Origin of the sequence: Alistipes sp. CAG:29 (genome assembly GCF_000435435.1) — a bacterium.
In the GTDB taxonomy this organism is placed as follows: Bacteria; Bacteroidota; Bacteroidia; order Bacteroidales; family Rikenellaceae; genus Alistipes; species Alistipes onderdonkii.
In genome coordinates, this window is record NZ_FR893506.1 from 7,468 (window position 1) to 21,097 (window position 13,630).

7 protein-coding genes, 1 tRNA gene and 1 pseudogene are annotated in these 13,630 nt (G+C 61.6%); all 9 read right to left on the reverse strand.

What is annotated here, in order from left to right:
- A partial coding sequence (locus QVP03_RS12580; protein WP_288210822.1) for a SusC/RagA family TonB-linked outer membrane protein occupies nt 1–1,737 on the reverse strand: 1,737 nt, incomplete at its 3' end.
- An 842-nt stretch (nt 1,738–2,579) separates the two neighbouring features.
- Nucleotides 2,580–5,342: a GH92 family glycosyl hydrolase gene (locus tag QVP03_RS12585; RefSeq protein WP_022333747.1), complete on the reverse strand. Its 2,763-nt coding sequence runs from the start codon at nt 5,340–5,342 to the stop codon at nt 2,580–2,582.
- Nucleotides 5,343–5,438: 96 nt separating this feature from the next.
- Nucleotides 5,439–7,205 (reverse strand): class I mannose-6-phosphate isomerase, encoded by a 1,767-nt coding sequence (locus QVP03_RS12590; protein WP_022333748.1) that lies wholly within the window; start codon nt 7,203–7,205, stop codon nt 5,439–5,441.
- Nucleotides 7,206–7,218: 13 nt separating this feature from the next.
- Nucleotides 7,219–8,121: an ROK family protein gene (locus QVP03_RS12595; protein ID WP_018696818.1), complete on the reverse strand. Its 903-nt coding sequence runs from the start codon at nt 8,119–8,121 to the stop codon at nt 7,219–7,221.
- A gap of 19 nt (nt 8,122–8,140) precedes the next feature.
- Complete coding sequence (locus QVP03_RS12600; protein ID WP_022333749.1) at nt 8,141–10,489, reverse strand: GH92 family glycosyl hydrolase; 2,349 nt, start codon at nt 10,487–10,489, stop codon at nt 8,141–8,143.
- Nucleotides 10,490–10,577: 88 nt separating this feature from the next.
- Nucleotides 10,578–11,732 carry an MFS transporter gene (locus QVP03_RS12605; RefSeq protein WP_022333750.1) on the reverse strand — a complete coding sequence of 385 codons (1,155 nt, stop codon included), beginning with the start codon at nt 11,730–11,732 and terminating at the stop codon, nt 10,578–10,580.
- A 17-nt stretch (nt 11,733–11,749) separates the two neighbouring features.
- Nucleotides 11,750–12,481 (reverse strand): GntR family transcriptional regulator, encoded by a 732-nt coding sequence (locus QVP03_RS12610; RefSeq protein ID WP_022333751.1) that lies wholly within the window; start codon nt 12,479–12,481, stop codon nt 11,750–11,752.
- A gap of 530 nt (nt 12,482–13,011) precedes the next feature.
- Nucleotides 13,012–13,085, reverse strand: a tRNA-Ala gene (locus QVP03_RS12615).
- Between the two features lie 349 nt (nt 13,086–13,434).
- A pseudogene (locus QVP03_RS12620) lies at nt 13,435–13,630 on the reverse strand (2-oxoacid:ferredoxin oxidoreductase subunit beta); the annotation flags it as partial.

A 13,630-nucleotide genomic window follows, 5' to 3' on the forward strand; every position in this document is an offset into this window, starting at 1 on the left:
GGGCTCTTCCGAAATGCGCCACGCGATGGCCCCCGAAGGGAAGAAAGCCCATTTATGCCCCGGCGAGAGCTGCGACGCACCGTCCTCGCGGAACGACGCGGTGACGATGTACCGGTCGTCGTAGGAGTATTGCACGCGCCCGACGACCGAAACCATCTGGCTGCGGACGAAGCCCGAGGACAGGCTTTTCGAATCGGTCAGGCGCCCCATGTTGTACCACAGGTAGGCGGGCGATTCCTGGTCTTTGCCCGACATCGAGGCATTGACCGTCTGGCGGTTCTGCATTTCATAGACGGCCGTCAGGTCGATATTGTGCCTGCCGAACTGGCGTTTGTAGCTGAGCACGTTGTTCCAGACCCAGTCGGCCTTGCGGTTGTTGTGCATGAAGGCCACGTTGCGCTCGTCGGTATACGATACCGAGCGGTTGTCGTAGTAATAGCCGCGCGACGAGAAGGCGGGGCTGTATGCGAAGTTGGTATTGAACGTGAGCCCCTTCGCCAGGTCGATCTGGGCGAAGAAGCGCAGGAAGAGTTTCCACTCCTCGGTCTTGTCCTTATATACGTCGTCGCTCTCGTTCATGTAGGGGTTCTTCACGAACGGGTCGCCGAAGGGGTAGACGTTGTAGCTGCCGTCCTCGTTGCGGGTCTGCGTGAGCGGGGACATGTGCAGGAACTGGTTGAACATGTCCGGCTTGTCGTTCTTGACGATGTAGTATGCGCGGCTCGAAAGTCCTACCTTGAGGAACGGCAGCACCTTGTGCGAGAGGTCTGCGGTCAGGTAAAAGTGGTCGTGCCCCGCGTTTTTGTAGCGGCTGTCTTCGTTCTTGTAGTTGAATGCGATTTTGTAGGCGCTTTTGTCCGTTGCCGCCGAAATGGTCAGCGAGTGGCTTGTCCACAGGCGTTTCTTGTTGAAATACTTTCCCATCCAGTCATTGTCGACCTTGCCCATGTTGGCCAGTTCGATCCCGAAAAACGCCTTTGCGTCGTCGGCTTCGCTGTGCCAGGTGCCTGCCGCGCGGCTCGCCTCGCGCTGAAATGCGATGTATTCGTCGGCGTCCATTACGTCGAGCGAACCCCGGTTGTTGACGCCTGCACCCACGAACCCGTCGTAGGTTACCGTCGTCTTGCCCTGTCTGGCCTGTTTGGTCGTAATCAGGATAACGCCGTTGGCGCCGCGGGCGCCGTAGATGGCCGTCGAGGACGCGTCTTTCAGCACGTCGATCGACTCGATGTCCCCGGGGTTGATCGAGGCCAGCGTTTCGTCGTAGGGAATGCCGTCGAGGACGATCAGCGGGTCGTTGCTGGCATTGCGCGAGCGGGTGCCGCGTATGCGGATCGAACCCCCGTCCATTCGGATCCCGGCGATGCCGGTCAACGCCGTGGTGATGTTGTAGGCCGGAATACGCTCGATACGGTCTGCCGAGATCGAGCTGACGGAACCTGTGATGTCCTTGCGTTTCATCGTGGTATAGCCCGTCACGACGACATCCTCCAGTCCGATCATGTCCTCCGACAGGACTACGTCCACCGAAGTGCGCCCGGCTCCCACCTTGACGGTCTGCGGCTGCATGCCGAGGAACGATATTTCCAGCAAGTCTCCGTCTTCCACCCCCTCGAGTGCGTAGTGTCCCGCGTTGTCGGTCAGCGTGCCGCGTGACGATCCTTTTATTACGACAGAAGCGCCCGCAACGGCTGCCCCGTGCGTGTCCTCGACGATGCCCGATACCGTACGCCGGATTTCCCCCCCCCTGTATTTGGGGGGTTGACAGTTGCTGTTGCGGAACTTTCCGCGGCCGCATTTGCCGCCGCCGGCAACATCAGGGCCGACAGCACCAGGACAAAACCGCCTCTCATAATGCCCGATAGCCTGTGCCGGGGTCGCCGGCCGGCATGGATGATTGGATAGAAATGTTGCATGGTTCAGTAGTTTAGGTTAGTGTAGTTTGGGTTGGTTGATTAATAGTTGAACATTTTTAATAATGTATGAACATTAACGCCTACTGCAAATTTATACATAGATTTTTAAAATACAACTTTTTTCAGCTCTTTTTTTATGATAATTTGTGAACATCCGCTGTATTTCCCATATTCGGAGGATTTCCGGTATCTCTGTGGATAGTACCTGTTTGCCTGCATGATTTTTGCCGGAGCCGAGTCTGCACGGTTCCGAAGCGATCCCCGATTCCCTGTGCCCGGGACTGCCGCCGTGCCGGTGTGTGCATCGTGCGGCCGTTGCGGGCTGTTTGTATGTACATGAAATCTTCTCGATGCGCGATGCTGCCGCCTGCCCGACGGATTGCTGCCCGCCCGCTTTCTGCCGTGTGCTGCCTGCCCGGCAGGTTACCGCCGCCTGCTTTCTGCCGCCTGTCCGGCAGGTTGACGCCACTTGCCGGATTGCGTGGCGTGCGGCGTTGTCTGGCATTTCTGGCATTGCGGTACCCGCATTGTTCCCGGCTCCTTCCGTTGCTCCCGGCTTTTTCGCGTTGTTCCCGGCCCCTCCCTCCCCGGGCGGGGACGCCCCGAAAAAGTAACGGCGCAGCCGTTGTCCGGATGCGCCGCCGATGGGGGATATGCCTGCCGCTATTCGGGGAGTTTCCCGGTTCCCCAGCGGGTGTTGGGCTCGGGCCCCAGCCATAGCTCGAGCAGGCCGCCGCGTGCGAATTCTTCGTGCGGGAACCAGAAGTTGTTGAGCACCCGGCCGTTGAGGCGTGCGCGTTGGATATAACAGTTCTTGTCCGAATTGCCGTAGGTGCGGATGACGAACCGGTCGGAACGGTCGGCCGGGTAATAACGCTTGTCGAGCTGGATCGACACCTCGTCGAAGACCGGCGAGGTGATCTCGTATACGGGGCGGGCAGCGGCCGTGCCCCGCGTACTGAACAACCCGATCGACATCAGTGCGCTCACGCCGCCCATTTGCCCTTGGTCTTCGTCGTGCCCGCCATACCCCCGGTCGGGCGTGATGGCCCCGTAAGCCTGTTCGTTCACCCGGCGAACCCAGTATTGCGTGAGCCAGGGTTTCCCGCCCCAGCTGAATACGTGTGCATTGGAGCATCCGGGCTGGTTGGCGTAGCTGACGTAGCCTTGTCCGTAGCCGAACACGAAATCCTGCGGTGCGGCCTGCTCGAATGCATAATTGAGCTTCTCGCAGAATTTGTCATAACCGCCCATGAGCGTTGCGAGGGCCGGTAGTTCGTGCGAAACGCCCCAGGTGGCCTGCCAGGCATTGGCCTCGATCCAGCCGGTGCCCCTGAGCGGATCGTCGTGCAGCCATTGGCCCTGTTCGTCCTTGGGGAAGAGCAACTGCTGGTCGGGGCGGTATAGCTTGCGCCATCCGTGGGATCGGTTGCCGAAGTAGGCGGCTTCATCCTCCAGCCCCAGACGCACGGCCATTTGTGCGAGCGCCCAATCCTGGAAGTTCGACTCGATCGTCATCCCGGCGTTTTTCGGCTGGTAGCCGTGTTCGAGGTAAAATTCCCCGATTCCCTGCATGCCGCCCGGCATATGGTTGCGTTGCATCGTCCGGAAAGCGTGCATCGGGTCGCATTTGCGCATCAGCCCTTTGTTATAGGCCGAGACGATGAGTGGCGTGGCCGGACATCCGGACATGATGTAGGTATACCCTCCGGCGCAGGGCCCCCGGGGAATCAGCCCGCCGTTGTCGGCATAGCGGATGAGCGAGGCCGACATTTCGTCGGGCATTTCGGGCCATCCCAGCCCCCACAGGACGTTGAGGTTCCACTGCGTGAGCCAGAAGGCGTCGGAATTATACATGTGATGCACGACGCGGCCTGCCGCATCGCGCGGGAGCGTGCGGGTCTTGACCCGGATGTCGCGCGTGAACGAACCTGCGCGCTGGCCGTCCGTCAGGTCGGGGTATTCGCCGTTCACGTCGTCGATCTTGTGGCGGCCCAGCAGGACATGCCACAGGTCGGTGTAGAATTTTGTCCGTTGTTGCTGCGTGCCGCCTTTTACCTCGATGCGTCCCAGCCATTCGTTCCATTCGTCCTGTGCCGCGCGGCGCACGGCGTCGAAGTCCCAGGTCGTGGCGTCATGCGTGAGGTTCTCCCGTGCATTTTCCGTACTGACGTACGATACGGCCGTGCGGACATGGATGCGATCGCCCGTACGGACGCCGTAATGTGCCGCGACGCCCGATGTGGGGGAGTCCAGGTAACTCAGCGCTTCGCGCGGGTGGCGCCTGGTGATTTCGGAGGAGCCTTCGAGCGAGTCGATCCCGGAATAACGGCGTGTGCCTGCCCATCCGTCGAGCCGGTCGAACGGCCGGTCGAAACGGACGACGAAGTAAACCCTGACGTTCTCGGGGCCGCCCCAGTGGCGGCCGTAGGTGTCGAAGCTGCCCTCGATTTCGTGCTCCCCGACCCGCCGCACGCGGGCGTTGCACATGGTCGTCGACGCCAGGTAACCGCCCAGGTTCAGGAGTATGCCGGCTTCGGCGTCGCGGGTGAAGGTCAGGCGGTAGAACCCCGTGCGGTCGGTGGCCGTCTGCTCGACCCAGATGCCGTAATCCTCCAGGAAGAGGCGGTGGTAACCCGGCTGGGCGATTTCGCCCTCGTGCCGGAAGTGCGATTTCCAGTGCCCTTCGCCGAGGGTGGGATCGACGTTGCCGGTCGTCGGCATGAGCGTAAGCCCGGCCAGCACCCAGTTGTGTATCTGCGGGAAGCCGAGCACCTCGGTCGAATTGTAGTTGTAGCCCCCGCCGTACTGGTTGCGGTTGCGGGTCAGCGGTGCGGCGCCGATCATGCCGAACGGCTGGTTGCCCGTGATGAAGAAGAAATAGCGCCCCTTGGTCGTTTCGATGAACGGGTTGACCTGCGAGACGAAGTCGCCTCCGGCCCCGGCGGGCGGGAATGCCTCGATCTCGGAGAGCCCGACATGGGAACCCACGGCGTCGTTGACCTCGAATTTCACCCATCTGACCCGTTTGGGCGCGAATTCCACGACCTTGGGCTCCCCGTTGTCCGGGATCCCGACTACTCCGATACGTGTACCGTCGCTGAAAAAGAGGTCGCCGCCTGCCGTATGCGCATCGCCCGTCGGCCGGTCGTAGAGGACGATGCGCGAGAGGGTGACCTCCTCGTCCCAGTCGAGCCGGATCCAAGGGTAGGGTAATTGCTGCCAGTAGGGCATCTGCGCTGCCGATACCCATTCGCCCGCATTGTCGAGGCGGATGTAGCCGTCGTTGACTTTCGAGGCATCGCCGTCGGCATTGAGCGACGACGATGCCGTGGCGCGGGCTTTCGGGGTGATATTGTAGGTGCCGCCGAGTGCCGGGAACGAGATTCCCGCCACGCAAAACAGGGTTAACAGCTCTTTTTTCATCGCGATGTGCTTACGTTAAGGTTCGTATTGCATGAATATACGAATAATATCGTCTCGCCGGTTCCTTTTCCGGCCCGCAGCCCGGGAATATACCCGTTATTTCATAAAAGCCTTCACGACCATGATCTCGCGCCCCGAGGTGTTGACGATCCGGTAGGAGCCTGCCGCCGCCGAAATTACCAGCGTTTCGGCATAGCTCAGGCGGAAGCGGCTGCCGCCCGCGGTTTCGACCTCGGCGCTTTCGCCTTCGACCAGGTTCAGGACATGGCATTTTCCCTGCGTTGCGACCTCCACCGAGGTGTTGAGCTTGTAACGGTGCACGTCGTAGGAGTGGTTGCGGTGCGTGGGCAGGTGCCACAGTTCCCAGTCCGCTCCCTTGTCGAGCAGCGCGGGGTGCGACACCAGTTCCCGTTTTACGGCCTCGCCCTTGCGGTCGAAACAGAGGTTCTCCATTGCGCGGCGGATGTTCAGCGGGCGCGGTTTCCCGTCGAGGTCGAGCGCCAGCCAGTCGTACATCTTGAATGTGAAGATGTAAGGCGTGGTGCTGATCTCCAGCACGAGGTTGTTGCGTCCCGAGCTGTGGAGCGTGCCCGGCGGTATGAGGAACAGGTCGTGCCGCGCCGACTGTTCGGCGTTGATGTAGCGCGGCACGTCGAGTTCCGTGCCTTTTTCGAAGCTTTCGGTCAGCGCCCGTTCGAACTTCGCAGGGTCGATATCCTCTTTGAACCCGAGGTATACGACCGACCCGGGTGCCGTGTCGAGGATATAGTAGGTCTCCTCCTGAGTCAGTACCTCGCCGAAATTCTTGCGGATATATTCCCGCTGCGGGTGGCACTGGATCGAAAGGTTGCCGCCGTCGAAGTTGTCGAGGTAGTCCATGCGGATCGGGAATTCGTCGCCGTATGCGTCGTAGCACGCGCTGCCGACGACCTGTTCGCCGCCCTGGAACATCACCATGTCGAACGACACTTCGAGCATCTTGCCGCCGCTGCCGAAGATCAGCCCGTTTTCCGGTACGATCAGCTCGAACGACCATGCGTAGTTGGGCACGTCGTGGGGCAGTGCGCCGATGTGTTCGCGGATCCATTGGCCTCCCCACGCCCCGGGTTCGAACCACGGCCGGACGCGGAATCCGTTTGCGGCGAGGTGCTCCAGGCCGCGGCGCAGGTCGGCGCCCTCGGCCCAGGTGATCTCCCCTTCGCGCTGCCCGTCGACGATGATGCCGATGCGGGGCAGCAGCTCCTTCTTGTGGCGGTTCAGTACGACCCAGTCGACGAAATAGAACCGCTTGTACATCTTTTTCGGGGGCTCGGGCTGCGTGGCCCCCAGGTTGGCGATGCTGCCCGCACGCGAGCGGAACTGGATCTCGTTTTTCGGGATGTCGATATAGACCAACTCGCCCTGCCAGCCGGCCAGCGCGGCGCCCGTTCCGATGAGTATGTTCATCTCCGCCTCGGGGTCGGGTGCGATCGCCCGCAGTTTTTCCCCGTCGAAGAACTCCTCCAGCCGCAGCGGGGTGCGGAAGCCGAAGATCGGGTCGTCGCCGCCCAGATAGGGGGCGACCAGGCGTTCGATCTCCTCCTGCGGCCGCAGGGCCGCGTCGACGCTCCACCACACGGGGCGGATGCCCAGCTGCGTGAGCGCACGGTTCAGCTCCTGCCGGAAGAGGTCGAAGCGTACGCCGACATAGCCGTCGACGACAACCTGCTTCTGTCCGGCCAGCCGCCGTGCCAGCGACGTGTAGTCGCAGAAAATCTTATCCGGCCCGAGGTCATGTGTCGGGTAGATGTCGTATTGGTTTTTTCCGGTTTCCGGTTTGCATACCGGAAGTGGGTTCTGTGTTGTTTTCCTTAAAAGAGACATGACTATTGTTTGGTTATATGAATAACGATGCTGCGCCGATCAGGGCGGCATGGTCGGGCCGGGCCGGGAGCCCTATCCTGATCCGGTGGCCGTCGGCTTCGAGCCGGCGTTCCATGGCGGGCCCGAACAGCGGGTAGGCCCGCGAGATATTCCCGCCGAGCACCAGCATGTCGGCGCGGAAGCGTTCCGCCACGGGGGCTGCGAATGCCGCCAGCCGCTCCCCGTATTCGTCGAACAGGCGCCGTGCCGCGGGGTCTTCCGCATGGCGTTCGGCAGCTTCGCGTGCGCCGCTTATCTCCTGCCCGGTCAGCTCCCGGTAGCGGCCGCATACCCAGCGGGTCGAGAAGGCCTCGTCGACGATGCCCCCTTCGAAAGGCAGGCAGTATACCCAGCCGTTGGCGGGCACCTCGTCGCCCGAGGTCACCAGCCTGCGGCCGGCCACGAAGCCCGACCCGACGCCCGTGCCGAGCGTCAGCGCCACTACGCGTTCGGCGTCGTCCGCGACCCCGCCGAGGCATTCGCCCAGCGCGAAGGCCGCCGCGTCGTTGACGTAGCGGAACTCCTCCGTGCCGCACTCCCGCAGCAGCGGGTAGAGCGTCGCCGCGACGTCGAGCCCGTAGATGCGCTCGAACTTCCGCACGCCCCGGATCAGCGAAATGCCCCGCTCGTAGTCGAACGGCCCGGGGAAGGCGAAGCCTGCGCACCGGATGCGTCCGATGCCCGATGCCGCGGCCGTGCGCCGGATGTTCGCGGCCCAGGCCCCGGCGATCGTGCGGGCCCCGGCTGCCGCGTCGACTTTGTCCGTGTGCGGTTCCCCGCACAGTTGCCCCGTGGCGAGGTCTACCACCGCCGAGCAGACATGGCTGCCGCCGATGTCCACGCCCAGGGCGTAGCGATTATGTGCCGATTGTGCCATGACGGTATATTTTTCGTAGTTATTTGTTCAGCCGGGTGTTGGGCTCCGCGGCGAGGTTCACCCGCAGCGTGCCGCCGCCGACCACTTCGGCGAAGGGAAGCTGTACGCTCTGCAAGGGTTTGCCGTCCAGTTCCAGCGAACCGATATAGTAATTCTCCGGCGTGTTGCCCGTCGTTTCGATCACGAACTCCTTGCCCGTGTAGTAATCGGGGTTGAGGCGGATCGTCACCTTGTCGAACAACGGGCTGCCGATCTGGAACGTCGGGTCGGGGGCGGTAAGCCCCTTCGCGTCGAAGAGCCCCATCGAGGCCATGACGTACCATGCCCCCAGCTGTCCCTGGTCTTCGTCCTGCCCGTAGCCGTAGCCGTGGATCTCCTCCGTGCCGTAGAATTCGTTGCAGATCGTGCGCATCCATTTCTGCGAGAGCCACGGTTTGCCCGAGAAGTTGAACAGCGCCGAGATGTGGAGGTTCGGTTGGTTGCCGTGGTTGTAATAGGCATGGACTCCCGCAAAGGCATTGATCGTCTTGCCGCCGCCGAAGACGCTCTCGCGTGAGATGAGGAACGTGCTGTCGAGGCGGTTGTTGAACTCCTCGCGGCCGACCATCTCGACCAGCCGGTCGATGTCGTGGGGCACGTAGTAGGTGTACTGCACGGCATTGCCCTCCTGGAATCCGGCCCATGCCGCATGGGGGTCGAAGTCGGCGATGAATTCACCGCTGCGATCCCGTGGCCGGATGTACTTGGTTTCGGGGTCGAAAAGCAGCTCCCACCCGCCCGAAAGCTTTTCGAGCTGCTCGTAATCGGCCTCATGGCCCAACTGGCGGGCCATCTGTGCGACGGCATAGGCGCTGAACGAGTATTCGAGCGTATGCGATGCCGCGAATCCCGAGCCGTCGGGCGTGGTCTGCATGCCCAGTTCGGGCAGGTAGGGCGAATAGCCCTGACTGACGAATTTTCCCACGTCCAGTTTGCCCGCGCCGGCCGGGCGGCCTTCGCTGCCCAGCTCGTTCTTGCGGGCGGCCTGGTAGCCCAGCGCCACGTCGAAGTTGCGGATGCCGCAGTTGTAGGCCGCGGCAATGGCGAGCCCCGTGAAGTTGGTGCCTACGCCCGAGACGTACTTGCTGCATGCGATGCCGTCGCCGAGCCATCCGGCGTCCTTGTAGACCAGCAGCTGGCTCGCCACCCAGTCGGCATAGTATTCGGGATAGGCGATGCTCCACAGCTGCGTGAGGTTCCAGTAGGCGCCCCAGATCGCATCGGTATTGTAATAGTCGTGCACCGGCCTGCCCGCACCGTCGAGGGCAATTTGTCCGACCGTGCCGTCGTTGGCCGGATAGGCCCCGTTCACGTCGTTGGCCAGGCCGCGTCCCAGCAGGGCGTGGAACAGCCCCGTGTAGAACTTCACGCGGTCATCGTGCAGGCCACCCTCGACGCGAAGCCGGCCCAGCGCCTCTTCCCACGTGTCGTTCGCCTCGCGGCGCACTCGGTCGAAATCTTTCCTGGCGGCCTCCTTTTCGAGGTTCAGCCGCGCGTTCTCCACCGACGTGTACGACAGGCCGATCTTCAGCCCCACCTGCTGACGCTCGCGGGTGTCGAAACGCAGGTAGAGCCCTGCTCCGGCGCCTGTGCGGCTGCGCTCCCCCGCGAAGGTTTGCTCGCCGCTGAACGCGCCCCAGGCCGCAGGCTCGGCGTCGAGTACGGCGCTGAAATACATTGTCACCGTGGCGCCTTTCTGGTAAATGTCGACATAGGCGGGCTCGGTCACCACCCAGCCCTCGATACGTCCGTCGTCGGTGTAGGTCACCGACGCGTCGCGCACCGGGCCGCTTTCGCCCATGCGCGTCCCGATGTTGAAGATCAGGTTCGCCTCCTCCGTTGCCGGGAAGGTATAGCGGTGGAACCCGACCCGTTCGGTGGCCGTCAGTTCGGCCTTGACGCCGTAATCCTTCAGCAGCACGGAGTAGTAGCCGGGGCGCGCCACCTCGTCCTTCTTGTCGAAGCGCGAACGGTAGCCCGCGTCGGGGTTGTCGAGCGGCCCGGGTACGGTCTGAAGTTCGCCGACCGTCGGAGCCACCACCACGCCGCCGACCTGGAACTCGTGGAGGTTGGCGAAGCCCTCGATCGAGGTGTGGCGTGAGTCGTAGCCCACGGCTTCCCAGCCGTTGGGATTCCCCAGGTGGCCGTCGGTCGTCGGAGCCAGTTTGGCCATGCCGAACGGTACGGCCGCCGGGGTGAAGAAGAACCACCGCGAATGTGCGGTGCCGATGCGCGGGTCGACGTAGTCCGTCAGCGGCTCCTGGGCCGTACATGCCGACAGACAGGCCGTCGCGGAGAAGAGGATCAGTTTGTGCAGGTGTTTTTTCATCGTTGATGTTTGCCGGCGGCCGTTGCGGCCGCCTTTGGGTTATATGGTTTTCTGTTTAATGTATATACATGAGGTGCGTGGCGTCCGTCTATTTCGCGGCGAACCTGCGCAGGGCAAGGGCGCAGCCTGCCAGGTAGAGCATGCAGGCCGAAATGACCAGCAGCGAACCGGTCTGGCTGCCCAGGAGGTCGGTCGTGAAGCCCATCAGGGGCGGGATGACGGCGCCGCCGCAGACCCCCGTGATCATCAGCCCCGAAATCTCGTTGGCTTTTTCCGGATGGCATTTCAGCGCCGTCGAGTAGATCACCGAGAAGATGCTCGAGCAGGCGAAGCCGATCGCTCCGATGAGCGCCAGCATTCCCACGGTGCCCTGCACGAAGTAGAGGACGGCCATGGCGGCGATGGCCGCGAAGATGTGGATGCGGAAATAACGCACGTCGTTCATGCGCACCAGCAGGATCGAACCGATCAGCGCACCGACCGTGCGGCAGACGAAGTAAACGCTCGACCCGAGTCCGGCCTGCTCGACGGGGTAACCGCCGCGTTCGATCAGCAGCTTGGGCGCCACGGTATTCATCCCCACGTCGACGCCGACGACAAAGACGATCCCGAGGAAGAGGAGGAGCACCGTGCGGTCTTTCAGCAGGGCGAACGTTGCACCGACGGGCGAGGCCTGCGGCGCTTCGGCCTCTTCGCGGATGGGGGTGCACATGAGCCATGCGGCCGAGAGCAGCGTGATGAGCGCGAAGATCGGGAAGAGGTATTGCCAGTTGCCCAGCGTGCCGGCGGCGAATGCGGCGATGAAGGGGCCGCAGAACGACGAGACCGCCTTGACGACCTGGCCTGCGGTCAGCGAACTGGTCAGCGCGTCCCCCTTGACCACGTTGGTGAGCAGCGGGTTGAGCGACACTTGGAGGATCGTATTGCCGATGCCCAGCAGCACGAATGCCGTCATGCACGTGGCAAGGTTGTAGTGTACGAACGGGATCAGCATACCGATGGCCGTGATGCCGTTGCTGATCTGTACCATGTTCTTGCGGCCGAGGCGGTTCATGGCGAGGGCCGCCGGAATCGAAAGCAGCAGGAACCAGATGAAAACCATCGAGGGGATGAATCCGGCGAGGGTCTCGCTGAGCCCGAAATCTTGCTGGACATAGCTGGTCGAGATACCGACCACGTCGCAGAAGCCCATGACGAAGAAACCGAACAGGACGGGCAGTAATTTGTGGAGTGACTTGTTCATTTGGGTTGTGGTGTTTGTCAGCCGTTGATGAATTCGATCGAGTAGGTGAAGCTGTCGGCGCGGTAATAGCCGATGTTATATTCCACCGGGGTGTCGTTTACGTCGAGCACGAAGCGTTTGCGGACGAGGATCGGCTCCCCTTCGTTGATGTCGAGCTTTTCGGCCAGCTCCGCGTTTGCGCTGCGGGCATATACCATCTCGCGCGAGGTCTTGACGACGATGCCGTAATTCTTCCGGAGGTTTTCGTAGAGCGGGAGCGCCATGTCCTCTTCTCCGGTCATCGGGATCGCGGGGTTGAAATAGGAGATGAAATAGACGAACGGTAGGTTCGGGCGTCCGCGCAGGCGCTCCAGGCACAGCAGCCTGGCTCCTTCCGGGGCGTTGAGAAACTCGGAAGCCTCGGCCGGCGGCGTCTTGCGGCTGATGTGTAGTTCGAAATTCTGCACGACCATGCCCTGGGCATGCATCTCCTGCGAAAAGCTCATCCAGTTGCGGGCGTTGCTCATCACGTTCTGGGGCGCCACGGTCGTCCCGTATCCTTTCTTGCGGATGAGCAGCCCTTCGAACACCAGCCGGTTGATGGCCTGCCGCAGGGTGTTGCGCGAGATGTTCAGTTCTTTGGATAGCTCCACCTCGTTGGGAAGCAGTTTGCCTTTGCGGTACTCTTCCTGCTGGATCATCTGTCGCAGCAGATCCTCGGCCTGCTGGTGCAGCGGTTTCGAAGAGTTCGGGTCGAGTTGTAATTTCATGTCGTTCGGGCTTTTGTGTTATCCCCGGATTATAGCCGTGCCGGGATCGGCGTATAGCATGGCGCGTAGGGCGGTTTGCTGCGGGCATCGGCGCAGGCCTTTCCCGGGGGGCTTTCCCCTGAGTCATTCCTGAGGGGAATCTTTACCCTGTTCGACCCGCTATGTTCACTTTTGTGTCTTGTATATGTTCTTATATTTATCAATATGTTCATGCAAATAAACGTAAAATATCCGAATTGTCAAAATCTATGTTCCCGATAATGTCGGTACAGGGCGGATATTTTTTTCAAAAGCCTCGTTCGTTGCCTGTCATTGTCCTGTATTACTGGTGATTGCGTTTTTTTTGCGGCCGATTGCCGTTTTTTTTGTCGCAGGCAGCGCCCGCCTGCGGGTTTGTCTGCACCTGTGTGGTGCCTCGCCTTGCCTGCGCCCGGTTGCTGTTGGAGGATAGAGGGGGCGTCTGTGGATGCGGGGGGATGGATTCCGATAAAAAAATAAGGATGGACTTGTGTCCATCCTTACCGGGGTTGTGGAGAATACCAGGGTCGAACTGGTGACCTCTTGCATGCCATGCAAGCGCTCTAGCCAACTGAGCTAATCCCCCGTTGTGGGTGCAAAGATAACGGAAATTTTTTTATTTCCAAATAGCGGCCGGAAAAAATCGACCGCAGGATTACCATTGCTGCCGTTCGGAGGGGGGGGTAGGGCGGGGCGTCCGGTATCGTTTTTTTGTCCGCCATGCGGATTATAAGGCTGTTTCCGCATTTTCGCAAGCATCTCCGCTGTCCGGGGGGCTTTCGTACCGGCAGGCGGGGGGCATACTGGAGGCCGCCGGGCAATCCTTCCTCCGGGGTGCCGTTTGTTTGTCCCGCCCCAAGGAAAAAGCCGGCGCTTCGAGCGCCGGCTTTCCCGTATGCCGGGATGCCTCCCGGATCAGTGTCATGCCTGTTAAGTTATTCGATTTCCCACGTGGCGCCCGAATGCAGCAGCTCGTCCACCGAGCGGATCTTGCTCTGTGCCTTGACCTCCTCGACCTGCCGGGCCACCTCGCGGTCGTAAACCGTGGCGTCCTCGACGGCGCGGATCACGCCCAGGGCAACGGGGTATTCGGGATATTTCATCGCCGCCAGCATCGAGTGCAGCGTCGTG